This window comes from Salinivibrio sp. IB872 (genome assembly GCF_001995345.1).
Lineage (GTDB): Bacteria > Pseudomonadota > Gammaproteobacteria > Enterobacterales > Vibrionaceae > Salinivibrio > Salinivibrio proteolyticus.
In genome coordinates, this window is record NZ_MUFO01000011.1 from 44787 (window position 1) to 70444 (window position 25658).

Sequence of the window (25658 nt, forward strand, 5' to 3'; positions counted from 1 at the left end):
AATCCATGGCTCTAGGGTGCGAAATATCGTCACATTGTGCAATTGTTTCAGCGAACGCGAGGGCAATTCGGGGTGCTAGGTCGCGCTGGGTGAGGCCAACTGATACTCATCGGCAAGGCGATTGGTGGGCATTGTGGGGTAAAACTCACAGGGGGCGTGAAAATGCATGACGTCGCCGGTTGTCGGGTGTAATAAACTCAGCTCGGCCGCGTGCAAATGAAGGCGAGAGGCATAGTCGAGTGCCTCTGGAGAGGCGTAAAACTCATCGCCAACGATGCTATGTCCCAACGATTGCATGTGCACACGAAGCTGGTGCGAGCGCCCTGTCAGCGGGTACAAGGCCATCAAACTGGTCTTAGGGAAGGTGTGTAAGCAGCGATAGTGTGTCTGCGATGGCTTCCCATGTTCAAAGCAGACCTTTTGGCGCGGGCGGTTAGGCCAATCACAAATCAGCGGCAAATCAATGTGCCCTTCATGATCAGCAGGATGCCCCCAGACTTCGGCGTAGTAAAGTTTGGTCGGAATACGATCTCGGAACTGGGCCTTAAGGTTTCGCTCAGCCTCTTTGTGGGCGGCAAAGGCCATCACACCAGACGTCGACATATCTAAGCGATGGACCAGCTCCGCTGCGGGAAAGGCGTCTTTCACCCGTGACCACGCACTATCGTAGTGGGCAGGATCGCGGCCAGGATTGGCCAGTAAACCGCTGGGTTTATTGATCACCACCAAATCCGCATCTTGATAGAGAATATCAAGCCAAGGTTCGGTGGGGGGATGGTATTCTGTCATTGCCATAGGATATATCGGGGCCGGCTGGCCCCGCCTAACGCTTAATTATTGATGACTGACCACAATCAGACGCAAGGCGTCCAATTCAATCTGCGCGTGTTGAATGTGATGTGAAAGGGTGCTGATTTGCTCGCGTAGGGCATCCAACTCATCATCACGGATATTGGGGTTGACGGTTTTGAGTGCCTCTAAACGCGCCAAGGCTTGGGTCAGCTCGCTTTCCATTTCTTGGTGAGCACGGGTTTGAATCTCCCCCAGTGCTTTTTCAGCTAAAGGCTCACTTTTTTCAATCAAACGGTGAACTTGGCTTTGTACCGAGTTAACCATTTTGCTGCCCAAATGGCGATTGACGGGGCTTAACTGGCGATGGAAACCCTCAAACTCCACATTGGCGGATAAATCGTTGCCATTCGCATCTAGCAAGACACGTACCGGTGTTTGCGGTAAGAAGCGATGAATCCCGCTTGATTTCGGCGCTTGGGCATCCACCACATAGATGAGTTCAAGGAACAAGGTGCCCACCGGCAGCGCTTTGTTTTTGAGCAAAGAGACTGCGGTGGTGCCGATGTTTTCGCTCAGTAGCAAGTCGATACCGCCACGCACGATAGGGTGCTCCCACGAGACAAACTGGACGTCTTCGCGACTGAGCGCTGTATCGCGATCAAAGGTGATGGTGCAGCCATCGGTGGGGAGACCCGGGTAACTCGGAACCATCATATGTTCTGATGGTGTGACTACCAGCGCATTTTCCCCTTTGTCATCTTGGTTGACGCCGATGGTATCAAATAGCCCCAAGGTAAAGGTGACCAAGCCGGTATCGCCATCTTGGTCGGCAATCGTCTGCGCTAACTGTTTCGCCGCGTCCCCACCATGTGAATGCATTTCTAACAGTTTATCGCGACCTTGCTCCATTTCCGCTTTGAGGCGCTGGTTCATGGCAGCGCTGTCTTCGATCAGCGTGCTGAGGGCGTCGTCTTGTTGGTTCGCGGCCAGCAGGGTCAGTAAGGTCTCGCCGTATTGTTCGAACACCGCACGACCGGTTGGGCAGGTATCTTCAAACGCGTCGAGACCTTCGTGATACCAGCGCGCCAAAATAGTTTGCGCGGTGCCTTCAAGATAGGGGACGTGAATGGCAATATCTTGTTGCTGGCCGATACGGTCAAGACGACCGATACGCTGCTCCAAAAGGTCTGGGTTCATGGGTAAGTCGAACATCACCAACTGATGCGCAAACTGGAAGTTCCGGCCTTCAGAGCCGATCTCCGAGCAGATCAACACCTGCGCGCCCCCTTCCTCTTGGGCAAAGTAAGCCGCGGCTTTGTCTCGCTCGACRATCGACATGCCTTCGTGGAACACAGTGCCACGGATCCCTTCGCGCTCACGCAGCGCCTGCTCTAAGGTCAAGGCGGTTTGCGCCCGTGAACAAATGATCAGGACTTTATCGTTACGGTGCGTTTTCAGGTAATCGAGCAACCAATCGATACGCGGATCAAAGCCCCACCAGCTGGCACTGTCGCCTTCGAACTGTTGATAAATGTCTTCAGGATAAAGGTTTTGTACCGCCTTTTGTTCCCCTGCGAGACGGCCGCCCATCATCTCGGCAACGCGCATGGCCGTTTGATACTGTTTGGGTAAAGCAAGCGCATGCATGTGCAGCTTTCTGGTTGGAAAGCCGCTGATTGCTGCACGAGTATTACGGAAGAGAACACGGCCGGTCCCGTGGCGGTCCATGAGATCGTCAATTAACTGTTGGCGAGCATCGCGCTGAGTCGACTCATCATCACTGTGGATGAGGGCCAAGCGCTGCTCCAAATCGTCGCTTTGGAGCAAGGTGCGGATGCTATGTTGTGCCGCATCACTCAGGGGCGCATCGGCAAGCAAAGCTTCAACCGCTTCTGCTACTGGCGCGTATTGCGCTGCCTCTTCCACAAAGGCGTCGTAATCGTAGAAGCGATCTGGGTCGAGCAGACGCAGGCGGGCAAAGTGGCTTTGTTGGCCAAGTTGCTCCGGTGTGGCAGTGAGTAGCAACACACCCGGTGTATGTTCGGCGATGCTCTCAATGATTTGGTATTCACGGCTGGGGGCATCCGGTGCCCATGACAGGTGATGCGCCTCATCGACGACTAGCAGATCCCAGTGGGTCTCACAGACTTGTTCGACACGACGGCGACTTTTACGCAAAAACTCCAGCGAACACAGGACCAACTGTTGGGTATCAAAGGGGTTGTAGGCATCCGCTAGGGCCTCAACACAGCGCTCTTCATCAAAAATTGAGAAGTGCAGATTAAAGCGGCGCATCATCTCGACCAACCATTGGTGCTGCAAGGTTTCGGGCACCACAATCAAGACTCGCTCTGCGCGACCTGCCAGCACCTGCTGGTGGATGATCATGCCCGCTTCAATGGTTTTACCCAAGCCAACTTCATCGGCAAGCAATACGCGTGGCGCATGACGGCGACCGACTTCATGAGCAATGTAAAGCTGATGAGGGATCAGACCAGCACGCATGCCAGTTAAACCGCGTAATGGGCTGCGCAGTTGCTGGTGTTGATTGGTCAGCGCACGATAACGCAGGGCAAAACGATCCATGCGATCAAGTTGGCCAGCAAACAGCTTGTCTTGCGGTTTGTTAAAACGAATCTGGTGACTGAGCAAGATTTCGCGCAGAGACACTTCGTCTTCGCCAGTATCATTGCGTGTACCGATATAGGTTAATACCCCGTCGTTTTCCTCAACACGCGAGACTGTCATGGTCCAGCCTTCATGGCTTTCCACCTCATCGCCCGGGTTGAACATCACTCGGGTAACGGGTGCATCGTGGCTGGCATACAGCCGTGTTTCATCACTAGCAGGAAACATTAGGGTCACGGTACGGCCGTCAACAGACACCACGGTGCCCAGTCCTAGATCATGCTCCGTATCACTGATCCAACGTTGTCCAAGCGCAAATGACATAGGGGAAAACCTCTGAATTAACTCGATTGTCGAAGACGCAGCCCCGCGACAGCGGCGCCGTTTAAATACTGTGCTATTCAGTGTGGCACTGAAAAAATTGGCCGCCAATAGTACTCGAACTTGTGAGGAGCGTCACGATGAAACTCAACGAATCCCCTCAAAGGTCACGCTGACACACAAACGTCACTGTCGCGCGGCAAAGATAAAAGCGTGACGTGGCGCAGCGAAATAGATTGGGAATTCCCAATGCCAGGTCTACGCTTAACTTAAGCGCTGTCACCGACAGTGAACTGCCGACACAGGAGGTGCCTATGGGCGACGCCGACCGGAAGCTGTTTGTATTGGATACCAATATTCTCCTCCACGAACCCTTCGCTATTTACTCCTTCCAAGAACACGATGTTGTGATCCCCATGACCGTCCTCGAAGAGCTTGACCGCATCAAAGACAGCAAGCGTGATGTCTCACGAGATGCGCGTGTCGCGATTCGAGCGTTGGAAGATATCTTTAAAGAAGCGACCCCCGATGAAATCGKCGAGGGTATTGCCGTCGGTAAAGGGGATGCGACGGGCACCGTTTCGATACTGGCCGACTTTGAAATTAAAGAAACGGTACACGCCTTTGCTGACAAGGCTGGCGATAACCGAATTTTAAATGCGGTGCTATATCTACAAACCAAACGCTCACCACGCAAAGTCGTATTGGTGACCAAAGATATTAATATGCGACTGCGCGCTAAAGGCGCGGGAGTGATGTATGTGGAAGACTATCGCACGGATCAATTGATTGACGATGTGCGATTGCTGACCAAAGGGTTTCATACCTTTGAGGGCAGTTTTTGGGACAAAGTCGGGGAATGTGATAGCCAAGCGTATGGCTCAGATACCCTCCACACCTTACCGTCTGAATTATTGGAAACGCCGTTCGTTAACCAGTACTTGTTGGATGAAAGCGACGATTTCGCGGCACGCATTCAAGCCATCAATGGTGAAAAAGCGATCATTAAAGACCTTAGTCGCGAGCGACTGATGCACCGCAGTGCTTGGGATGTAAAGCCGAAAAATATCTACCAAGGCATGGCGATGGACGCGTTACTGGACCCGACCATTGATCTAACCATTTTGACCGGGCCGGCAGGGTGCGGGAAAACCATTCTGGCGATGGCCGCCGCGCTAGAACAGGTGGTGGAAAAGGGAATGTATGACAAGATCATTGTTACCCGCAACACTCCAGATATTGGTGAATCGATCGGTTATTTGCCGGGCACGGAAGAGGAAAAAATGCTGCCTTGGCTGGGAGCGGTGACCGATACGTTAGAAGCACTGCACATGAATGATGAATGCACGGATGGCTCGATGCGTTACATCATGGAGAAAGCCAACTTACAGTTTAAGTCGATTAACTTTATGCGTGGTCGCTCGATTCAAAACGCGTTTGTGATCTTGGATGAGTGCCAGAACCTGACTGCCTCGCAACTGAAGACCATTATCACCCGCTGTGGTGAAGGGACTAAGCTGGTTTGCTCAGGCAACTTAGCGCAAATTGACTCCCCCTACCTCACGCCGGTCACCTCAGGGCTGACTTACATTGTCGAGCGATTTAAAAATTTCGAGGGCAGTGCGTGCGTATACCTCAATGGGGTAGTACGCAGTCGTCTTGCCGAGTTTGCCGAAGAAAACCTTTAACCGAACCGGCGGCTCAGCCGCCGTGTTTTCCTTGCGTTAAAACAGCTCGACATCGTCGGCGGCAACAAAGGTTTTGATGATGCCGCTTTCCAGCAATCTTTCGTAGAAAGCCACTTGATTGCGACCGTTTTGCTTGGCGTGATAAAGCGCCTGATCCGCATTGCCCAATAAGGTACTGGTGCTCTGATGCGCTTTATCGATACGCGTTGCGCCCATGGAAATGGTCACGGTTTCCGCTGCGCCAAAGTCGCGTGCGTTGACATTGGCAATAAAGGTATTGGCTTTTTGCTCAGCCATAGCGCGTGTGCAAGGGTGAAGTAACACCAAAAATTCGTCCCCGCCGTAGCGAAACAGGGTGTCTTCGATAGAAAAGGTTTGTCGCATTAAAGACGCGAGCAACAAAATGACTTCATCGCCAAATACATGGCCAAAGTTATCATTAATTTGCTTGAAATGGTCGACATCAAAAATACAAATCCAAGGAAAGCTGGCTTGATCAAGGTCGCTGTCTATTGCCGTTGGTGCTTGCGCTAAGCGATCACTAATCAGGTCCAATTTCTTGGTCAGCACCTTGCGATTGAATAGACCGGTAAAGCTGTCTCGCTCGCTGGCCATAATGATTTGTTGATAGTTCTCATAGATGTGAATGAGGCCAGACACCAGAGCGAGCTGTTCCTCGTTTAATTGCTCGGCGCGGCCACATAAGACACCGCGAATGTCCTCGTCTTTTTCGTAATAGATAGGGACTGCAACCAAGGTGTGATCGTGCGCCTGATGCACGGTAACCTTTTGGATCTCGAGGCAGTCTTCCAGCAGCGCATCCACTCGTTCGATATTTTCTTGCTGAAAGGCGCTGTTGTCATTGGTACCCAGCACCGTAAAAGGGGGGTTAAGTCCAGAGCAGTAATCGAGTAACACTACTTCACTGACAGGCGTTAGCTCAAGGATCGACGTCAGTAGGCTCTTGGTAATCGCATCAACTTCAGTTTTGGCCGTGAAATCGACGATAGAGTCGAGTATCTGAATGCTACTGGCGGGCACAAAGCGCCTCCTTAAAAGGGTCTATTCCTGTTGTCAGTATAGAAGCCAATCGAGGAGGCGCCATCGATTAGGGGGATTCCATCATGCCCATATAACGATGCATGGCCGGTGGAGGCGCATTCAGATCCGCCACGGGGCGAGATAAGGCAACCTGTCCCTCATCGACGTAAAGAAAACGAGAGGCAATGGCTTTCGCATCGTCGGGGTGATGGGTCACCATCAAAACGGTTGTACCTTGCGCGTGGGCGGTCTGTTTCACTAAGGCTAACATGTCTTTTTTCAACGCAGGGTCAAGGGCTGAAAAAGGCTCATCAAGTAATAACAGAGGCTGTTGACGCGCAATACTTCGTCCGAGTGCAATCCGCTGGCGCTGCCCGCCGGACAATGCGCCGGGTAAACGATCTAAATAAGGTGTCAGCCCCACAGCGTCCGCGGCGCTTCTCACGCTCTCTTTTTGAGCRTGACTGAGCTTGAGTGAGGGCGAAAGTCCAATCGCCATGTTGTCAAACACCGATAAGTGGGTGAAGACATTATGCTCTTGAAACAGGATGGAGAGTGGGCGCTGGTGAGCCGGCGCGGTAGTGACTGGCTTACCTGCAATCAAAATCTCGCCATTATTAGGAGCAATTAATCCTGCAATCAGAGAGAGTAAGGTACTTTTCCCGGCGCCGCTTGGGCCGAGTACAGCAACAATCTCCCCCGGCGCAATGTGGGCGTCGAAGTGCATCCACGCTTGCTGGTAGCGATACGTGATATTGGAAAGGGTTAGCATGCGTGTCTCCATTGGACGAGGCGGATGATCAGAGCGTAGCTGCCTAAACTGGTCGCTAATAACAGCATGGCCGCCGCGGCGCCCGCATCCATTTGATAACTGCCCATCAGACGAAATAGATACAAAGGCAGTGTTTGAAAGTGTTGGCTACCAAATAAAGAGATGGCGCTGAGATCGCCCATCGATAGGACAAAGCTGACCGCGAGGCCACGCGCTATCGGGCGGCGTAAGCATTGCCATTCAATTAAGCGCAAGCGGGTGATCCCACGCACGCCTAAGGTGGCACAGAGTGCATGATAAGATTGCGCCACTTGATAGGCAGGGGCACTGAGCACCTTAATCAAATAAGGTAACGCCATCAGGGCATTGACTCCCATCACCAACCACAAGGCGAGGCTAAAGACATCGCTAAATTGGCGAAACAGCAAAAACAGTCCTGTGCTCAATACGATACTGGGCACGACCAGAATCATGGCCCCCAGCGTTTCAATACCATCGGCTCGTCTTTTTTGACCATGAAATCGCCAGTGACGACTGGCTAAGATCACTGCAATTGCCAACACAAATGCAATGGCGCTCGCGCCGGTGGCCACCCACAATGAGTGCATGGTGGCTTGCCATAACGCTGCATCGGCAAGGACAGTGAGCGCACTAGGGTTGAGCCCGCGATACAGCACTACACCCAGTGGCGGCAATACGAGAAGCAAGACCAAGGTTATCCAGAGCAGATCCCAGCATTTCGCCGCTCGGCTATCGAGGGCATGCGGCAATGGTAATACTTCACTGGGTGTATTCGGCACCGCGCGTGTGAATGTTTGCACCACAAACGCAATAGTGCCGCACAGCATCATCTGCCACAGCGCTAATGCCGCGCCGGTTTGCAAGTCAAAGTCAAAGCGAATGGCTTGGTAAATGGCCAGCTCTATGGTGGTGGCTTTGGGGCCGCCGCCAAGCGCCATGACGGTAGCAAAACTGGTAAAGCAGAGCATAAACACCAGTCCGACGATATGGGGCAAACTTTGGCGAAGATAAGGCCATTCAAGGTGACGAAAACGCTGCCAGCCACCTAAGCCTAATTGCGTCGCTAAGCGGCGTTGATCGGCGGGGATCCCCTCGAGCGCTTGCACCATGATCTGGGCGGAAAATGGTAAGTTGAAAAACACGTGTGCCAGCAAAATGCCGCTCAATCCATAAATGGAAAACGGCATGGAAAGATCAAAATGTTGTAGGGTGTCGGCGATCAAGCCGCTGCGACCAAAAATGGCCACCAAGCCAAATACCCCGATCAGCACAGGCAGCACTAAGGTCATGGCAAACAGTTTCAACAACCAACGTTTACCGGCAAACTCGCGACGCGACAGGGCGTGGGCAACAGGAATCGCTAATCCCACGCTGAGGATCACTGATAAAGTGGCTTGCTTGAAGCTAAATACGGTGACGTGACGAAGGTAGGCATCTTGCCATAGTGCCTCAAGGTTAAGATCTTGGCTGTGAGAGAACAGCGCCCATAAGGCGCTGCCAATTAAAAGCACGACGAGACTGGCCGCGAGACTGCCCGGCCAGGTGCGTGAAGGATTGAGCATGACGACTATTCAACCAACGCTGTTTGCCAGTCACGCACCCATTGTTGACGGTTGCCCATCACTTCATCGGGTTGATAAATCAGGCTCTTCTTGGGTTGATTCAAGGTATAGAAGGCATCTGGTAACGTGATATCAGTAACAGGATACATCCATTGCGTAAGGGGAATGATCGACTGCGCTTCATCGCTAATCATAAACTGCAAAAACGCATCCGCCAGTTCTGGCTGGTCGGTGTAGGCTGATTTCGCGGCCACTTCAATCTGCATATAATGGCCTTCTTCAAACGTCGCGGCGGCAAAGCGGTCATCATCATCGGCAACCAAATGGTAAGCCGGTGATGTGGTGTAAGAGAGCACCATGTCCGCTTCCTTGTTCAGGAACATATTGTACGCTTCGGTCCAGCCTTTGGTCACGGTAATGGTGTTCTCCGCGAGATCACGCCATGCTTGCTGGCTTTGATCGCCGTATACTTTCTGGATCCACAGCATTAAGCCTTGGCCAACGGTGGAGACACGGGGATCTTGGTAAATCACACTGATGTCATCACGATCTTCAATCAAGGCTTTCAAGCTCTTGGGCGGATCGAGCAGGCGCGTGGTGTCATACACGAAGGCAAAGTAGCCGTAATCGTAGGGGATAAAGTAGGGATTATCCCAACCGCCGGGTACCTGTAGGCGCTCTGTATTCACTGCGTGCTCGGCGACAATGCCGCTCCGCTCCGCTTCTTTCATTAAATTGGTGKCCATACCCAGCACGATATCGGCGCTGGTGGTACTGCCTTCAATCCGCATGCGGTTGAGCAAGGCTGCGCCGTCTTCAAGGGACACAAACTCGACCTCACAGTTACAGCGTTTTTCGAAGGCGGTTTTGATTTTTGGCCCTGCGCCCCAATCGGCGATAAACGAGTCGTAGGTATAGACAGTCAGCGGGTCAGCGGCGCGGGCGCCAAGCGATAACAGAGACAAAGAAAGTACGGTTAAAACAGACGTAATGACTTTCACAGCACGCTCCTAAGTTGGGCGTGGGTGTTGAGGCTGGTTGATGACATCATCAAGTCTCAATCCCTACGCCAGTGTTAGCTGGATCAGGTTCGATGGGTTTAGCGCGGCGCGCAATCTCAGCCAAGAGGCTCCCCAATGAGTACCAAGCCATTGTACTGATTGGTTTCGGGTTAACCAAGCCTTTTAGTCAGCGGTTCGGTTAAGCGCCCAGTCGTAGTCATAGTCTAAGCGTGCATCCTCGGGAAGCTTGATATCGCGGTATTGATTGATATGGGCGATCACCCCTTGTTCACTGCCGCCAAAATCGGCCTTAAACCACTCATAGATAGAAGAAAGCTGCCACTGTTCGCCTTGCTGACTGACGCCTTTATCACTGTTAATAAAGGTGTAGGCGGCTTGTTCTAATTGTGCCTCCAAGGTGTCGGCTTGAAAGGCTTGTGGCTGCAGGTTCGGACAGCCAAGGCTGGCACAATTGACCGCATAGTGGGTACGCGGATCTTGCCATAGCGGGCGCAGAATGCGGTGCTCAATATCATTCAAGGTAAGGGGTTCACCTGCCACCGTGATCACCTCATCATCCCAAGGTCCAAAGCTAAACAGGCCACCGAGTTTGGTGATTGAACGGACTGGATATGCGTCCAAAATTAGCTTTACGGTGACTGAGTTGTAGAGATTAACCCAATACGCGTATTGTTCGTCTTTGGTCAGGGTACGCGGGTCGCGCGCGGTGAGCATGCCAATGTAATGATCGAGGGTCGCTTTATCGGCCTCGGTGACGGCTGCGTAGTTAAATAAGGTGTGCTGTCCTTGAGGCTGTAAATACTTATCGAGTAATACTTGCCAGCTGTGATGAGTAAATGTGGCTTGGCTGGCGGGGTTGTGCGTATCCCACATTGCCCAATAATCGGCTTTCGGGGCGGCCAAAGCTGGAAAAGCAACGAGTAACCAAAAAATGAGCGTGATCCGTGTTCGCATACCGCTTCCTCAATCGCGAGCGTATCTTGTTTATATCCTAGACCAGCTTGCGCCATGTTTGCTTTCATGGCCATAAAAAAACGCTGCTTGAGCAGCGTTTTAGTGGTTAAAGTGTTTTCTTATGCCAAAAAGGCGGGAATGTTTTGCTCAAAGCGCGAGATCTCAGCGTCGTGCTGAAGCGTGAGGCCAATGCTATCTAATCCTTCCAACAAGCAATGACGGCGAAAATCATCCATCTGGAAGCTAAAGCAGTGTTCACCGGCACGGATGGTTTGGGCGGGCAAATCTAGCGTTACCGTCGCGCCTTCATTTTCGGCCACATACGTAAATAGAGCATCGATTTGGCCTTCTTCAAGGGTCACTGGCACCATTTGGTTATTAATGCAGTTGCCATAGAAAATATCGGCAAAACTGGGGGCGATAATCACTTTAAAACCGTAATCATCCAGCGCCCAAGGAGCATGTTCGCGTGACGAGCCACAGCCAAAGTTTTCGCGGGTGAGTAACACGCTCGCCCCTTGGTAGCGCGCTTGATTGAGCACAAACTCGGGGTTCGGCTGTTTACCCGCATCGTCTAAAAAGCGCCAATCGTGAAACAGGTGCTGACCAAAGCCAGTGCGGGTGACTTTTTGCAAAAACTGTTTAGGGATGATCGCATCGGTATCGACGTTCGCCGCATCCAATGGGGCAACAATGCCGGTATGAGTGTGTATGCCTGACATAAGGCCTCCTTATAATTGGTTAACGTCAATAAAATGACCGGCAATAGCAGCGGCGGCGGCCATCGCAGGGCTGACCAAGTGGGTGCGGCCTTCACGGCCTTGGCGGCCTTCAAAGTTACGGTTGCTGGTGGACGCACAGCGCTCTTTGGGGCCTAAGCGATCGTTGTTCATTGCCAAACACATTGAGCAGCCGGGCAAGCGCCACTCAAAGCCCGCTTCGCGGAAAATGACGTCCAGCCCTTCTTGCTCTGCTTGGGCGCGCACCTGCTCGGAGCCTGGCACCACCATGGCATGTACACCCTTTGCCACGCGCCGTCCTTTGGCGACCGCGGCGGCTGCGCGCATGTCTTCAATCCGTGAGTTGGTGCAAGAGCCAATAAAGACTTTATCGATGTGGATATCTGTAATGGCTTGGCCTGCCGTCAGTCCCATGTACTTTAAGGCTCGCTCAGCCGAGTGACGCTCTATTGGGTCGGTCATGCTCTCTGGAGCAGGCACGCTATCATGCACACTGACCACTTGGCCGGGGTTGGTGCCCCATGTGACTTGATGATGGATTTGACTGCCATCGAGAGTGACCACGCGATCAAAGTGCGCATCGGCATCCGAGTGCAAGGTTTGCCAATACGCAACGGCTTGCTGCCATTGCTCGCCTTTAGGGGCAAACTTCTTGTCTTTTAGGTAGGCAAAGGTGGTGTCATCTGGCGCGATCAGGCCAGCTTTTGCGCCTAATTCGATGGCCATGTTGCAGACCGTCATTCGCCCTTCCATCGACAAGTCGGTAATGGCGTCACCGCAAAATTCCACCACGTGTCCGGTGCCGCCGGCATGACCGACTTGGCCGATAATCGCTAGGACAATATCTTTGGCGGTGATCCCGGGGGCAGTTTTGCCCGTGACTTCAATTTTCATTGTGCGGGCGCGGGATTGCTTGAGTGTTTGGGTGGCCAGTACGTGTTCGACTTCTGAGGTGCCAATACCAAAGGCGAGGGAGCCGAAGGCACCGTGGGTTGCGGTGTGCGAATCACCACAGACGATGGTAGTGCCGGGCAGGGTAATGCCAAGCTCGGGGCCCATTACATGCACAATGCCTTGGTAAGGATGGTTTAAGTCGTACAGGGTGACACCGAACTCTTCGCAGTTTTTGGCCAAGGTTTCCATTTGGATGCGCGCCATTTCCCCTGACGCGTTAATGTCTTTGGTTTCGGTGGAGACATTGTGATCCATGGTGGCGAAGGTTTTGCTCACTTGGCGTACCGGACGCCCTTTTTCACGCAGGCCATCAAAGGCTTGTGGTGAGGTCACTTCGTGCACCAAATGACGGTCGATATACAGCAGCGGCGCTTCGCCTGGCTGCTCGGTGACCACATGGGTTTGATAGATTTTTTCATACAAGGTCTTAGCGCCTTGCTGGGTGTTTGCATTCGACATAGCTCGTGTCCTTACGGGTAATTATTCTGCGCCTTGGCGGATATAGGCGGCGATACGATCGCCCATTTGTTCGGTACTCAATGCGGGGCGRTTACCTGCTAGGTCCGCGGTCAACTCACCGGCCGCCAGCGCGTGGCTGACTGCATGCTCAATCGCGCAGGCTGCGTCTTCTTCGCCTAACGAGTAGCGCAGCATGAGCGCGGCGGAGATAATTTGCGCCACTGGATTGGCGATATTTTTACCCGCAATATCGGGTGCAGAGCCGCCGGCGGGCTCATACAAACCAAATTTACTCGCGTTCAAGCTCGCGGATGGCAACATGCCCATTGATCCGGTGATCATGGCGCACTCATCGGAGATGATGTCGCCGAAAATATTCGAGCACAGCATCACATCAAATTGCGACGGGTCTTTGATCAGCTGCATTGTAGCGTTGTCGATATACATATGGCTTAAGCGGACATCTGGATAGTCCTTTGCTACTTCTTCTACCACTTCTCGCCACAGCATCGAGCTTTGCAGCACATTGGCTTTATCGATTGAGCACACGTGTTTGTTGCGTAGCTGGGCCGATTGAAAGGCAATACGGGCAATACGCTCAATTTCATAGCGATGATAGACTTCCGTATCAAACGCTTTTTCCTCGCGGCCTTCGCCTTCGCGCCCTTTGGGCTCACCAAAGTAAATCCCGCCGGTCAGCTCTCGCACCACCACGATGTTAAAGCCTTTGTCGGCAATGTCGGCGCGCAGTGGGCAAAAGCCTTCGAGACCGGTATGGATTTGTGCCGGACGCAAATTACAAAACAGACCAAAGTGCTTGCGTAGCGGCAGTAAGGCACCGCGCTCCGGTTGTTCGGTTGGCGGTAAATGCTCCCACTTGGGGCCGCCGACTGAGCCAAATAAAATCGCATCCGCTTTTTCACAGCCAGCCAAGGTGTATGCTGGCAAAGGGGAGCCGTGGGCATCAATCGCGGCACCACCCACAGGATAATGCTGACGCTCCAAGGTGAGTGAGAATCGCTCACTCACCGCATCAAGCACTTTTTCGGCTTGCGCCATTACTTCGGGGCCGATACCGTCGCCGGGTAAAATTGCAATCTGGTGTGCGCTGGCCATGGTTATACTGTCTCCTGTTTTAAGTGGGATTGTTCCTTAATCTGCGCAATTTTATCCGCGCGATAGATGGCATTGATCACGTGTAATAGCGCCTCACCGGAGGCTTCGATAATGTCGGTTGAGACCCCGGTGCCGTGATATTTACGGCCCTTGTAGTTGGCAATAATGTCGGCTTGGCCGAGACCATCTTCCCCTTCTCCTTTGGCAGTCAGATCGAATTTATCCAGCTCAATGTCATAGCCGGTGATCCGATAGATGCACTGATACAAGGCATCGACGGGGCCGTTACCGATCGCCGCCTCGCGTTTTTCTTCATCGCCACATTGCAACTTGATGCTGGTGGTCGCCATTAGGCTGCCCGATTGCACGCCTAGATAGTTGAGCTTATAAAAGTCGTCCTCTTCTTTGAGGTTGTTGAAGAACATCAAGGCTTCTAAGTCGTAATCGAACACCTGACCTTTACGATCTGCTAGCTGCAAGAATGACTGATACAAGGTGTCTAAATCGTAGTCTTGCTCGGTATAGCCAAGGTTTTCCATGTGGCTTTTCACTGCGGCGCGGCCGGATCGGCTGGTCAAATTCAGTGCTTTTTTGCCCAACCCTATCGACTCTGGCGTCATGATTTCGTAGGTATTTTTGTTTTTCAGCATGCCATCTTGGTGAATGCCAGAAGAGTGGCTAAAGGCATTGGTACCGACCACGGCTTTGTTGGGCTGGATTGGCATGTTGCAAAGTTGGCTAACCAGCTTACTGGTGCGGGCGATTTCGGTGTGATTTAACTTGGTTTCCACACCTAATAAGTCGGCGCGGGTTTTTAAAATCATTGCAATTTCTTCCAGCGCACAGTTACCGGCGCGCTCGCCGATGCCATTAATCGTGCCTTCGACTTGGCGGGCGCCGGCCTGTACAGCGGCAATAGAGTTGGCGACCGACATCCCCAAGTCATCATGGCAATGAACAGAAATCACCGCTTTGTCGATATTGGGTACGCGGTTGAACAGGTTGGCAATGATATCGCCAAACTCACTGGGGACCGTATAGCCGACTGTATCTGGGATATTGACCGTGGTGGCGCCAGCATCAATCGCCGCTTCAACCATGCGGCATAAATTATCAATCGGGGTGCGCCCAGCATCTTCGCAGGAAAACTCCACATCGTCCGTGTATTGGCGCGCGTGCTTGACGGCGCGTACCCCCATCTCGACCACGTCATCGTAGCTGCGGCGAAGTTTATCTTTTACATGAATGGTTGAGGTGGATAAAAAGGTGTGGATACGAAAAGCGTCGGCGGCTTTGAGGGACTCGGCGGCAACATCAATGTCTTTAGGAACGGCGCGAGATAAGGCACAAACACGCGCATGTTGCATATGCTCAGCGATGGTGCGCACCGATTCAAAATCGCCCGGTGAGGAGACTGGAAAACCGGCTTCAATAATGTCGACGCCCAGTCGGTCTAAGGCTTGGGCGATCTGCAACTTCTCTTTTACGGTTAAGCTGGCGGATAAGGCCTGCTCACCATCGCGCAAAGTGGTATCAAAGATGATGACCTGACTGTTGTCGCTCATGTGTGACTCCCTGTTGTGTTTGCTCGCCGCCTTCATGGCTCTCTTAATGGGCGCTGTGTTTTATTTTGACGGCGTTAGATACAAAAAAACCCGCGTCTGGCGCGGGTTTTTGACATTTGGCATTCACTGATTGCTGCCCAATACCTACCCGCGCGACCGAGTCACGATAAGGAGGAGGATGAGGCGTAGTGTAATCAGTGTCATGAACTATCCATTCAATATGTTTGCTGGTTACAGAAATAACAGAGCGGCGGGGAAAGCGTCAATCACAAAAAAATAAAAAAATGGATCTGCTTAGTTAACCCGCTTAAAACCAGTTTATTACACTGGTTTTAAGTGTGTAATTCGAAATAAACGGCTGTTGGTTGCGGGGAAGGTATGCAGTTAGATAGCACTTTCTCTGTGACAGGACAACAAACTGCAAGGAGTGTTATCTTCATCAATATGACCTCGTAACGTCACCCCGTTGTCATACCCGCTGTCTAGAGTTTGACCATCAGCTAACCGAAAGCGGGGGCATGATGAGAAGCTTTACAGCGATTCAACGTTTTGACCACATGGTGTCGTACCTGTGCCTTTCTCATCGATTTAGTGCAGCGACAGCCAAAGTAGCGCGGGTGATATCACACTCTGGTGATGGGCCGTTATATGCAGGAATTGGCTTGGCCGCATGGTGGCTCGACGGTGCATTTGGCTTATGGTTGTTGTGCACTGGAATCGTCGCCTTTGCGATTGAATTGCCCATCTATTGGGTTCTTAAACGGAGCTTCCGCCGCGCACGGCCTTCACAGCTGCCCGCTTTTATCACGCCCTCAGATTTATACAGCATGCCCTCTGGCCACACGGCGGCCGCTTTTTTAATGGCTTCACTGATTAGTACCTTTTATCCCCCCTTGGCGACAGTGGCCTTTATTTGGGCGGGGTTGATTGGGCTGTCCCGCGTATTGCTGGGGGTCCATTTTGTTAGCGATATTCTGGTCGGCGCGGTGTTAGGACTTCTCTGTACTGCGTTGGCACAAAACATCACCGACGATCTTTACTGGATGGCGGCAAGTACATGAAGCTTTTATATGGTGTGCAAGGAACCGGTAACGGCCATATTTCACGGGCAAGGGCGATGGCAAGGGCCCTAAAAGCGTATGACGTGAGTGTGGATTTTGTCTTTTCTGGACGACCGGCCGAGCGCTATTTTGATATGGCGCCGTTTGGTGACTATCGCACTTTTACGGGCATGAGTTTTATCAGTCGCGACGGTAAAATTGCGCTGCTTGAGACGGCAAAAAAGCATCACGTTCGGCAACTTTATCGTGATATTCGCGCGCTCGATGTTACGGGCTACGACAAAGTGGTATCCGATTTTGAGCCTATCACGGCTTGGGCGGCACGTCAGCAAGGCGTTCCCTCAGTGGCGATTAGCCATCAAGCTGCATTTGCCCATGCGGTCCCTAAACAGGGAGAAGGACTGATAAACCGGCTGATTATGCGTTATTTTGCGCCGACGGATCATGCCATAGGGCTCCATTGGTATCACTTTAATCAGCCGATTTTGCCCCCCATCATTGATATCGGCAGTGATGACAGCCTTTCACTAAAGGCGAGTCAATCAGAGGATGTCTTGGTCTATCTTCCTTTTGAGTCACTCGATGCAGTGACGGCGCTGTTACTGCGCTTTAACCAAGGTTTTGTCTGTTTTCATCCAGATGTGAAGCAAGGCTATCGGCGAGAGAATATTCGCTTTATGCCACTTGGGAAAGCCAGCTTTCATACTGCGCTAAAGGCTTGCCAAGGTGTGATCGCGAATGGTGGCTTTGAACTGCCTTCTGAAGCATTAACCATGGGGAAAAAGTTATTGCTAAAACCCTTAGCAGGACAGTTTGAGCAGCTGAGTAATGTGGCAACGCTGGCACAATTAGGGTTGGCGCACGCCATGACACACTTAGACGCTCGCGCGGTGAGAGATTGGTTGAAAGCCCCGGCCACCGGCGAGATCCGTTACCCTGATGTCGCAAGAGCGTTAGCGGAGTGGCTGGTCAAAGGTGAGCTCGACCAAACGCACAGTTTATTTCACCAGCTTTGGTCGCAGGTCCGTTTTCCAGAAGCGGTTGAAGAGTGTTTGCTGGATATTAGCCGCCCGCATCCACGTCGACGTCAGCATCCCTTACTGTTAAACCGCTTGATGCGCTGACCGCCCAATAACGGCGGTCTGGTCTGTTGAATCACGTTTTTACATTTTCGCTAGAGCATTCACTCAATTTCTCTTGAGTTTGGTGGTGCGCTCGGTAAACTCGCTGCCATTATTGAGCGTACATGTGTTCGCCAAACGGCGAACCAAGAGAGACACAGTGAACACCCAAAACCATATCGTCACGCGCATCCGCGAGCAAATTACTGCCCAAGGTGAACGCGAAGCTATCCGTTTTCAGCAACAGTCACAGTGGGCGAGTATCAGCTGGCGCCAACTGGGCGAGCGCATTGATCAGCTATCACGCTGTTTACTCAAAGCTGGTTGTCAGGTTCAGCAAACCGTCGCTATCTTTGCGCCGAACAGTGAAAAATGGGCGATGTTGGACTATGCCGCGTTGCAAATTCGCGCCGTGCCGGTGCCGATTTACGCAACCAGTACTGATCAGCAAGCGGCACACATTATCAATGATGCGGACGTGCAATGGATCTTCGCCGGTGACGAGCAACTAGAGAGCGCGGTTGCAGCCCTTGAACACTGCCCCAATGTCAAAGGGGTAATCGCCCTCAACCAAGAGGCACAGGTACCTGCACATCCCAAGGTGTGGGACTGGGCCAGTTGGTTATTGCAAGACGATCGCAGCTATCAAGCCGAATTAGACGCGCGCATTGATGCGCGATGCATGGATGATTTGATCACCTTGATTTATACCTCCGGCACCACGGGCGATCCGAAAGGGGTGATGCTAGATTATGCCAATGTTGCGGCGCAGCTGGAGGTACATGACCAAGTCTTGGCATTAAGCCCCGATGATGTGTCCTTGGCCTTTTTGCCGCTTTCTCATGTGTTCGAGCGCGCCTGGAGCTATTACGTCCTGCACCGCGGGGCGGTGAACTGTTATCTCTCAAACCCGCTTCAGGTGCGTGATGCATTGGCGGAGATTAAACCGACGGTGATGTGTGCGGTACCGCGTTTTTATGAAAAAATTCATGGTGCTATTCACGACAAACTCAGTCGGGCCACCGGCATTAAACCGCATTTGTTCCGTTGGGCGCTACGCCAAGGCGAGCGTCATGCCAGTCAGTTACGTGCTGGTCAATCACCGTCGCGACGTCAGCAATGGCAATTGGCGTTGGCCGACAAGCTGGTACTGAGTAAGTTGCGTGCGCTATTGGGTGGCAAGATGCGCTTGATGCCATGCGGTGGAGCGCGTCTTGACCCTGACATTGGCGCGTTTTTCCATGCCATAGGCATTAACGTCAAGCTGGGTTATGGCATGACCGAAACCACCGCCACGGTTTCTTGTTGGGACGATACGCGCTTTGACCCTCATTCGATTGGTTATCCGATGCCAGGGGCGGAGGTGCGAATTGGTGCGGAGGATGAAATTCAAGTTCGCGGGCCAATGGTGATGCGGGGTTACTTTAATCAGCCCGAGGCGACTGCTGCCACCTTTACCGAGGATGGTTTTTTGAAAACCGGCGATGCGGGATATCTTGATGCCAAGGGCAACGTCTTTATCACCGACCGAATCAAAGAGCTGATGAAAACCTCTGGCGGCAAATACATCGCGCCACAGCGGGTAGAAGGCGCTTTGGTGCGCGATCATTTTATCGATCAGATTGCGGTAGTGGCAGAGGCGCGTCATTTTGTATCGGCCTTAATTGTGCCTTGTTTTGATGCCTTGGAAGAGTGGGCGCGGGCGGCCAATATCAAATATCAAAATCGCAAAGAGCTGCTGAAACACGCCGATGTGGTGGCCTTGTTTGAAAAGCGCTTGCAGAGCTTGCAACACGAGTTGGCCAAATTTGAGCAAGTCAAACGCTTCACTTTATTACCGCAGGGCTTTTGTATGCACAGTGGCGAGCTCACGCCGACCATGAAGCTGCGCCGTAAAGTGATCTTGTCGCGTTACCAGCATCATATCGACGCCATGTACCAGCGTTGACGGTTTTTATCTAGGAGGCTCATCGGTGAGCCTCTTCATACTGTTTTTATCCCTTTTCTCCTCTTTATCGCCTTTTGTCAGAATAGTAAATCTGGCAAATTGGTTTTCTTGTAGTGGATCTTTCCAATTTACCACCTCCCAATCAGTGTTATCCAGCAACATTTACTCAACATTTAGATTAAAAATGTAAATACTGATTAGCTAATAGACAGTTTTGCAAATAAAACGYTACATTGATTGCAGCTTCATTCGAAGCAGGCCAAGTGACAATCTAACGCCGCCTTACCGCCAGTATTTGGTTTCGATGTCCGCGTGGTGAGTGACCACCAGTGCATCCAAGCGTAAGGGGCAAGATTAGGCTAAAAGTAAGTCCTAACTATGCAAACAGGGAGGCGTAGAGTGGAAATGTTATCCGGTGCCGAGATGATCGTGCGCTCCATGATCGATCAAGGCGTAAAACATATTTTTGGTTATCCAGGCGGGTCGGTGCTGGATATTTACGACGCATTGCACGAAAAGAGTGATATCGACCATGTGTTGGTACGCCACGAACAAGCCGCGGTCCACATGGCCGATGGTTATGCGCGTGCCACGGGGGAAGTGGGCGTGGTGCTGGTGACGTCAGGCCCAGGGGCAACCAATGCGATTACTGGCATTGCCACCGCGTACATGGACTCGATCCCCATGGTGGTTTTTTCTGGCCAAGTCATGAGCGGCCTGATTGGCAATGATGCCTTCCAAGAATGCGATATGGTGGGGATCTCCCGCCCGGTGGTCAAACACAGCTTTTTAGTCCAGCGCGCTGAAGATATTCCTAACATTGTTAAAAAAGCCTTTTATCTTGCCTCAACGGGACGTCCCGGCCCTGTGGTGGTGGATATTCCAAAAGACATGCTGAATCCGGCACAAAAGCATCCTTATCAGTATCCAGACAGTGTACGCATGCGCTCTTATAATCCGACCATCTCGGGACATAAAGGGCAGATAAAGCGTGGCTTAAAAGCACTACTGGCGGCGAAAAAACCAGTATTGTATGTCGGTGGTGGCTCAATCATGGCCGATTGTGGCGAACAAATCCGCCAACTATCAGAAACCCTTAATATCCCTGTTGTCAGCACCTTGATGGGGCTGGGCGCGTTTCCCGGCACCCATCAACACTCGCTGGGTATGCTGGGCATGCATGGCACCTACGAAGCGAACATGGCGATGCACCAAGCCGATCTGATCTTTGGTATTGGTGTCCGATTTGACGATCGCACCACCAATAACTTAGAAAAATACTGTCCCGATGCCACCATCATGCACATTGATGTCGACCCATCGAGCATTTCTAAAACCGTGGCGGCAGACATTCCTATCGTCGGCTCGGCGGATGCGGTACTAAATAGCATGCTGAAATTGCTGGTGGAGCAAGGTGGCAGTAACGACAGTGATGCGATCAGTACTTGGTGGCACAATATTCAAACTTGGCGCGAGCGTCAGTGTTTGAAGTATGACGTGGATCCGGAGCGCATCAAACCGCAGCAAGTGATTGAAACCTTGTATCGCCTTACCGATGGCGAGGCCTATGTAAGCTCCGACGTGGGTCAGCACCAAATGTTTGCCGCACTCTATTATCCGTTTGATAAACCACGCCGTTGGATAAACTCGGGCGGCTTGGGCACCATGGGCTTTGGGCTACCCGCCGCCATGGGGGTGAAGTTCGCGCTGCCAGACGCGCAGGTGGTATGTGTTACCGGCGATGGCAGTATTCAAATGAATATTCAGGAGCTCTCCACCGCACTGCAATATGATATCCCGGTGGTGATCGTTAACCTCAACAACCGTTTCCTCGGGATGGTCAAACAATGGCAGGACATGATTTATCAAGGCCGCCATTCGCACTCGTACATGGACTCGGTGCCGGATTTTGCCGCGATTGCCGAAGCCTATGGCCATGTGGGGATGCGTATTAGCCATCCGTCTGAGTTAGAAGCTGGCCTAGAAAAGGCGCTGGCAATGAAAGATCGCTTGGTGTTTGTCGATATTCATGTCGATGAAACCGAGCACGTGTATCCGATGCAGGTACGCGGTGGGGCGATGAATGAAATGTGGTTAAGCAAAACGGAGAGAACCTAATGCGCAGTATTGTATCGGTTTTGATGGAAAACGAGCCCGGTGCCTTGTCGCGCGTGGTGGGTCTGTTCTCTCAGCGTGGCTACAACATTGAATCACTGACGGTGTCACCCACCGATGATGCGACCTTGTCGCGCTTAAATATCACCACGTCAGTGGTCAGCGACGCGGACCGCGAGCAAATCGAAAAGCATTTGCACAAGCTGATTGATGTACTGAAAGTGAGTAATGTCACCGAGAGCGATCACATTGAACGTGAACTGGCGTTGGTGAAAGTGAAAGCGAGTGGCTACGCCCGCGCGGAGGTAAAACGCACCGCCGATATTTTTCGGGGGCAAATTGTCGATGTGACGGCTTCACAATATACCGTGCAGTTGACGGGCGACAGTGACAAGTTGGATGCCTTTATTCGCGCGATCGGTGAAATTACCGAGATCATTGAAGTTGCACGCAGTGGTGTGGTGGGTATTGCACGCGGCGAGCGAGCGCTGCGCCAGTAACCCAAGCAACCGGTCGTGATAAGGAAAATGGCACGCCAAGACGTGCCATTTTTTGTGGATTAAGCGGGGTTAATCAAGTACACCAAGGCTTCATAGGGTGCCAATTGCATTTCTGGCATCAAGGGCTTGGCTTCTGGGTAATTATGGCTCACCAAGTCTGCGTTTGGGGCAGGGGCGACAGGCAAGGTCGCTGTGACTGGTTCGCCATAAAAGTTACACACTACCACCAGTTGGCTGTCGCCATTGTCGCGACGATACGCGAGCAGCTGTGGGTGGTCAGGCAGCAAGTCCTGATAATCCCCTTCACGGATCACGGGTAAGGTTTTCCGTAGGGAAATTAGCTGCTTGTAGTGATAGAACACCGAGTTTTTATCCGCCAGTGCGGTGTCGACATTGACGTCAACATAGTTAGGCGCAGGCTTGAGCCACGGTGTGCCTTTGGTAAACCCGGCGTTTGCTGAACTGTCCCACTGCATGGGGGTGCGCGAGTTGTCGCGTGAGCGTGCCGCCAGAATGGCCAACACTTCCCCTTCAGGCATGCCTTGTTCGCAAAGCAGGCGGTACATGTTTCGGCTTTCGACGTCTTGATAATCATCAATACGCTGATAGCCCGGGTTGGTCATACCAATTTCTTCCCCTTGATACACATAAGGCGTGCCTTGCTGCATATGAATCGCGGTGGCGAGCATCTTGGCGGAGGCAACGCGATGATGGCGATCATCACCAAAGCGGCTGACTACACGCGGTTGGTCGTGGTTACACCAAAACAGTGCGCCCCAACCTTGATTATGTAGGCCGTGCTGCCAAGTACGGAAAAGCTGCTTTAGGGCTAAGAAGTCAAACGGCGCCAGTCGCCACTTCTCGCCGCCCGGATAATCGACTTTTAAGTGGTGGAAGTTAAACACCATGGAGAGCTCTTTGCCATCCGGCGCGGAGTATTGTTGACAATGCTCCAAGGTGGTCGAAGACATCTCGCCCACGGTGACGCTGCCGTAACGTTGGAAAATGTCGCGACTGATCTCTTGTAAGTATTCGTGAACGCGCGGGCCATCGGTATAAAAACGGCGACCATCGCCTTGATGATCATCAGGGAACGACTGATCTTTGGAGATCAAATTGATCACATCGAGTCGAAAACCATCCACGCCTTTGTCGGCCCAAAAGGCCATTACGTCTTTGACGGCTGCCCGCACCTCAGGGTTTTCCCAGTTAAGGTCGGCCTGTTCGGTGGCAAATAAGTGGAGGTAATACTGGCCGGTCGGTTCATGCCATTGCCACGCGCTACCGCCAAATTTTGATTGCCAGTTGTTTGGAACGCCGCCGTTAATCGGATCTTTCCAGATGTAGTAATCGCGATAGGGGCTGTCTTTGCTGGCAAGCGCTGATTGAAACCAAGGATGCTCGGTTGAGGTATGATTAATCACAATATCCATGATGATACGGATATCGCGTTTGTGCGCCTCGGCGAGCAGGGTGTCGAAGTCGTCCATGGTGCCTAGGCTAGGATCAATGGCGTAATAATCGGCAATGTCGTAGCCGTTATCGACTTGTGGTGATACATAAATGGGGGTTAGCCATAACGCGTCGATGCCCAAGGCCGAAAAGTAGTCCAGCTTTTCGATAATGCCCGGCAGATCACCTGTCCCTGTTTGTGTGGTATCACGGAAGCTCTTGGGGTAAATCTGATAAATGGTGGCCGTTTTCCACCAGGGATGTGCGTGCATAATGTCTCTCTTAACGCTAATAAAGCGGGGAGCGTGCTCCCCGCAGACTGAATGGGAGTTAGACGACCGCCAGTTTGCCTTTGCTGGCTTGACGGCGATACATAAAGGCGGTGAGTGCAATAGGCACGATAATGGCAATCAGCATCGCGACCGCGTAAACCCCCCAGAACTGTGGCTGAATAGATAAAATACCCGGCAAGCCACCTACACCAATGCCGTTGGCCATCACACCGGAAAGGCCACACACAATGGCGGCCAGCGCCGAGCCAACCATCGCGCACAGCATGGGGAATTTGTAACGTAGGTTAATCCCGTACATGGCCGGCTCAGTGACGCCAAGATAGGCCGAGATTGCCGCGGGCACAGAGATTTCACGTTCGTTTTCTTTTTTGCTCATCCAAATGATCCCGACAACCGCCGAGGCTTGTGCAATGTTGGACAGAGCAATCAGTGGCCAAATGGGGGTGCCGCCCATCTCTTGCATCAGCTGCAAATCCACCGCGTTGGTGGTGTGGTGAACACCTGTGATCACCAAAGGTGCATACAGGAAGCCGAACAGGGCCGCGCCTATGTAGGCGTAATCGCCGGTCATTGCCGAACGGGCTAGGAATGCGACGCCATTACCAATCTCGCGGCCAAAGGGGCCGATAAGGGTGTGTGCCAAGATCACGGAAGTCAGTAGCGCGACAAATGGCACCACCACCAAATACAAATAATCCGGAATAATGCGTTTTAACTGGGTTTCAATAAACGCCAATGCCATCCCCGCAAACATGGCTGGGATCACCTGTGCTTGGTAGCCGACTTTTTCAATTGAGAACCAGCCAAAGTCCCACACTTCAGGCATTTCTTTACCGATAAGGTAAGCGTTCATCAACTGAGGCGATACCAGGGTAATACCGAGCACGATACCCAAAATCGGTGTGCCGCCCATTTTTCTGACTGTCGCCCAACACACGCCGACAGGCAGGAAGTGGAAGATGGCTTCGCCAAGCAGCCATAAAAAGCCGTGGGCGGTGGCCCAAAACTCGCTGATCTCGGTTAAGGTTTTGCCATCGAACATGCGGATATCACCGATCACATTACGGAAGCCGAGGATCAAACCACCGGTAATGATCGCGGGGAGAAGGGGAACAAAAATTTCCGCGAGGTGTGAAATCGCTCGTTCTAGCAGGCTCATGTTTTTACGCGCGGCTTGCTTGGCCTCATCTTTTGATTGACCCTCGACGCCGGTGGCCTGTTGCAACAGGACGAAGGCTTGATCCACGCTGGTGCCGATCACAACTTGAAATTGGCCGGCGCTGGTAAAGCAGCCTTTAACCATGGGGATCGCTTCAATGGCGGCGACGTCCGCTTTTTCCGGGTCATTTAATACGAAGCGTAAACGGGTGAGGCAGTGGCTCACGGTGGCGATGTTGTCTTTGCCGCCTATATGGGTGATCAATTGATCAACGGCATTTTTATTTATCTGGCTCATAAGCAATCCTGTATTGCTGTAGGATATTCATTGGTAACGTTCCCATTAATTATTGATCGTACTAAGCCAATTATCAG

At 52.2% G+C, this 25658-nt stretch carries 19 protein-coding genes and 1 riboswitch; of the genes, 6 read left to right on the forward strand and 13 right to left on the reverse strand.

What is annotated here, in order from left to right; all coding sequences use genetic code 11:
* Positions 1–75: 75 nt before the first annotated feature.
* Positions 76–795, reverse strand: coding sequence for a bifunctional tRNA pseudouridine(32) synthase/23S rRNA pseudouridine(746) synthase RluA (gene rluA / locus BZJ18_RS06655; RefSeq protein ID WP_077455821.1), 720 nt, complete (start codon positions 793–795; stop codon positions 76–78).
* A 39-nt stretch (positions 796–834) separates the two neighbouring features.
* Positions 835–3744, reverse strand: a complete 2910-nt coding sequence (gene rapA / locus BZJ18_RS06660) for an RNA polymerase-associated protein RapA (RefSeq protein ID WP_077455822.1) — start codon at positions 3742–3744, stop codon at positions 835–837.
* Positions 3745–4055: 311 nt separating this feature from the next.
* On the opposite strand from rapA, the gene BZJ18_RS06665 reads away from it, so the two are divergent.
* Positions 4056–5429 carry a PhoH family protein gene (locus BZJ18_RS06665; RefSeq protein WP_077455823.1) on the forward strand — a complete coding sequence of 458 codons (1374 nt, stop codon included), beginning with the start codon at positions 4056–4058 and terminating at the stop codon, positions 5427–5429.
* Between the two features lie 36 nt (positions 5430–5465).
* On the opposite strand, the gene BZJ18_RS06670 is transcribed toward BZJ18_RS06665, so the two are convergent.
* From BZJ18_RS06670 to leuA, 9 genes are all read right to left on the reverse strand, one after another.
* Positions 5466–6470: a GGDEF domain-containing protein gene (locus tag BZJ18_RS06670; protein ID WP_077455824.1), complete on the reverse strand. Its 1005-nt coding sequence runs from the start codon at positions 6468–6470 to the stop codon at positions 5466–5468.
* Between the two features lie 67 nt (positions 6471–6537).
* Positions 6538–7242, reverse strand: a complete 705-nt coding sequence (thiQ, locus tag BZJ18_RS06675) for a thiamine ABC transporter ATP-binding protein (protein ID WP_077455825.1) — start codon at positions 7240–7242, stop codon at positions 6538–6540.
* Complete coding sequence (gene thiP / locus BZJ18_RS06680) at positions 7236–8825, reverse strand: thiamine/thiamine pyrophosphate ABC transporter permease (protein ID WP_077455826.1); 1590 nt, start codon at positions 8823–8825, stop codon at positions 7236–7238. The genes thiQ and thiP overlap by 7 nt, the downstream gene beginning before the upstream one ends.
* Positions 8826–8830: 5 nt before the next feature.
* Positions 8831–9817 (reverse strand): thiamine ABC transporter substrate binding subunit, encoded by a 987-nt coding sequence (gene thiB / locus BZJ18_RS06685; protein WP_077455846.1) that lies wholly within the window; start codon positions 9815–9817, stop codon positions 8831–8833.
* A gap of 52 nt (positions 9818–9869) precedes the next feature.
* Positions 9870–9971, reverse strand: a riboswitch (TPP riboswitch).
* A gap of 38 nt (positions 9972–10009) precedes the next feature.
* Positions 10010–10801, reverse strand: coding sequence for a DUF547 domain-containing protein (locus BZJ18_RS06690; protein ID WP_077455827.1), 792 nt, complete (start codon positions 10799–10801; stop codon positions 10010–10012).
* Between the two features lie 119 nt (positions 10802–10920).
* Positions 10921–11523, reverse strand: coding sequence for a 3-isopropylmalate dehydratase small subunit (gene leuD / locus BZJ18_RS06695; protein WP_069590982.1), 603 nt, complete (start codon positions 11521–11523; stop codon positions 10921–10923).
* A gap of 9 nt (positions 11524–11532) precedes the next feature.
* Positions 11533–12954, reverse strand: a complete 1422-nt coding sequence (gene leuC / locus BZJ18_RS06700) for a 3-isopropylmalate dehydratase large subunit (protein WP_077455828.1) — start codon at positions 12952–12954, stop codon at positions 11533–11535.
* Between the two features lie 21 nt (positions 12955–12975).
* Positions 12976–14070 carry a 3-isopropylmalate dehydrogenase gene (gene leuB / locus BZJ18_RS06705; protein ID WP_077455829.1) on the reverse strand — a complete coding sequence of 365 codons (1095 nt, stop codon included), beginning with the start codon at positions 14068–14070 and terminating at the stop codon, positions 12976–12978.
* A gap of 2 nt (positions 14071–14072) precedes the next feature.
* On the reverse strand, positions 14073–15635 hold the full coding sequence (gene leuA, locus BZJ18_RS06710; RefSeq protein ID WP_077455830.1) for a 2-isopropylmalate synthase: 1563 nt from the start codon (positions 15633–15635) through the stop codon (positions 14073–14075).
* Between the two features lie 521 nt (positions 15636–16156).
* Between leuA and BZJ18_RS06715 the strand changes: the two genes are divergently transcribed.
* From BZJ18_RS06715 to ilvN, 5 genes are all read left to right on the forward strand, one after another.
* Positions 16157–16696, forward strand: coding sequence for a phosphatase PAP2 family protein (locus tag BZJ18_RS06715; protein WP_077455847.1), 540 nt, complete (start codon positions 16157–16159; stop codon positions 16694–16696).
* Complete coding sequence (locus tag BZJ18_RS06720; RefSeq protein ID WP_077455831.1) at positions 16693–17820, forward strand: MJ1255/VC2487 family glycosyltransferase; 1128 nt, start codon at positions 16693–16695, stop codon at positions 17818–17820. The genes BZJ18_RS06715 and BZJ18_RS06720 overlap by 4 nt, the downstream gene beginning before the upstream one ends.
* Positions 17821–17977: 157 nt before the next feature.
* Positions 17978–19765 carry an AMP-dependent synthetase/ligase gene (locus tag BZJ18_RS06725; RefSeq protein ID WP_077455832.1) on the forward strand — a complete coding sequence of 596 codons (1788 nt, stop codon included), beginning with the start codon at positions 17978–17980 and terminating at the stop codon, positions 19763–19765.
* Positions 19766–20164: 399 nt separating this feature from the next.
* The gene (locus BZJ18_RS06730; protein ID WP_077455833.1) at positions 20165–21883 is read left to right on the forward strand and encodes an acetolactate synthase 3 large subunit; all 1719 of its coding nucleotides are present in this window, start codon (positions 20165–20167) and stop codon (positions 21881–21883) included.
* Positions 21883–22380, forward strand: coding sequence for an acetolactate synthase small subunit (gene ilvN, locus BZJ18_RS06735; RefSeq protein WP_077455834.1), 498 nt, complete (start codon positions 21883–21885; stop codon positions 22378–22380). The genes BZJ18_RS06730 and ilvN overlap by 1 nt, the downstream gene beginning before the upstream one ends.
* A gap of 59 nt (positions 22381–22439) precedes the next feature.
* On the opposite strand, the gene treC is transcribed toward ilvN, so the two are convergent.
* Both treC and treB read right to left on the reverse strand, forming a co-directional pair.
* A complete protein-coding gene (gene treC, locus BZJ18_RS06740) occupies positions 22440–24104 on the reverse strand; it encodes an alpha,alpha-phosphotrehalase (protein WP_077455835.1) in 1665 nt (554 codons plus the stop codon).
* 58 nt (positions 24105–24162) lie between these two features.
* Positions 24163–25581, reverse strand: coding sequence for a PTS trehalose transporter subunit IIBC (treB, locus tag BZJ18_RS06745; RefSeq protein WP_069591000.1), 1419 nt, complete (start codon positions 25579–25581; stop codon positions 24163–24165).
* Positions 25582–25658: the final 77 nt, after the last annotated feature.

What these genes read in the sequence shown, in the direction of transcription:
- BZJ18_RS06720 (WP_077455831.1), top strand. Translation starts at nt 16,693, where the DNA reads ATGAAGCTTTTATATGGTGTGCAAGGAACCGGTAACGGCCATATTTCA.
- BZJ18_RS06690 (WP_077455827.1), bottom strand. Translation starts at nt 10,801, where the DNA reads ATGCGAACACGGATCACGCTCATTTTTTGGTTACTCGTTGCTTTTCCA.
- leuC (WP_077455828.1), bottom strand. Translation starts at nt 12,954, where the DNA reads ATGTCGAATGCAAACACCCAGCAAGGCGCTAAGACCTTGTATGAAAAA.
- leuD (WP_069590982.1), bottom strand. Translation starts at nt 11,523, where the DNA reads ATGTCAGGCATACACACTCATACCGGCATTGTTGCCCCATTGGATGCG.
- thiP (WP_077455826.1), bottom strand. Translation starts at nt 8,825, where the DNA reads ATGCTCAATCCTTCACGCACCTGGCCGGGCAGTCTCGCGGCCAGTCTC.
- treC (WP_077455835.1), bottom strand. Translation starts at nt 24,104, where the DNA reads ATGCACGCACATCCCTGGTGGAAAACGGCCACCATTTATCAGATTTAC.
- treB (WP_069591000.1), bottom strand. Translation starts at nt 25,581, where the DNA reads ATGAGCCAGATAAATAAAAATGCCGTTGATCAATTGATCACCCATATA.
- leuA (WP_077455830.1), bottom strand. Translation starts at nt 15,635, where the DNA reads ATGAGCGACAACAGTCAGGTCATCATCTTTGATACCACTTTGCGCGAT.
- rluA (WP_077455821.1), bottom strand. Translation starts at nt 795, where the DNA reads ATGGCAATGACAGAATACCATCCCCCCACCGAACCTTGGCTTGATATT.
- BZJ18_RS06715 (WP_077455847.1), top strand. Translation starts at nt 16,157, where the DNA reads ATGAGAAGCTTTACAGCGATTCAACGTTTTGACCACATGGTGTCGTAC.
- ilvN (WP_077455834.1), top strand. Translation starts at nt 21,883, where the DNA reads ATGCGCAGTATTGTATCGGTTTTGATGGAAAACGAGCCCGGTGCCTTG.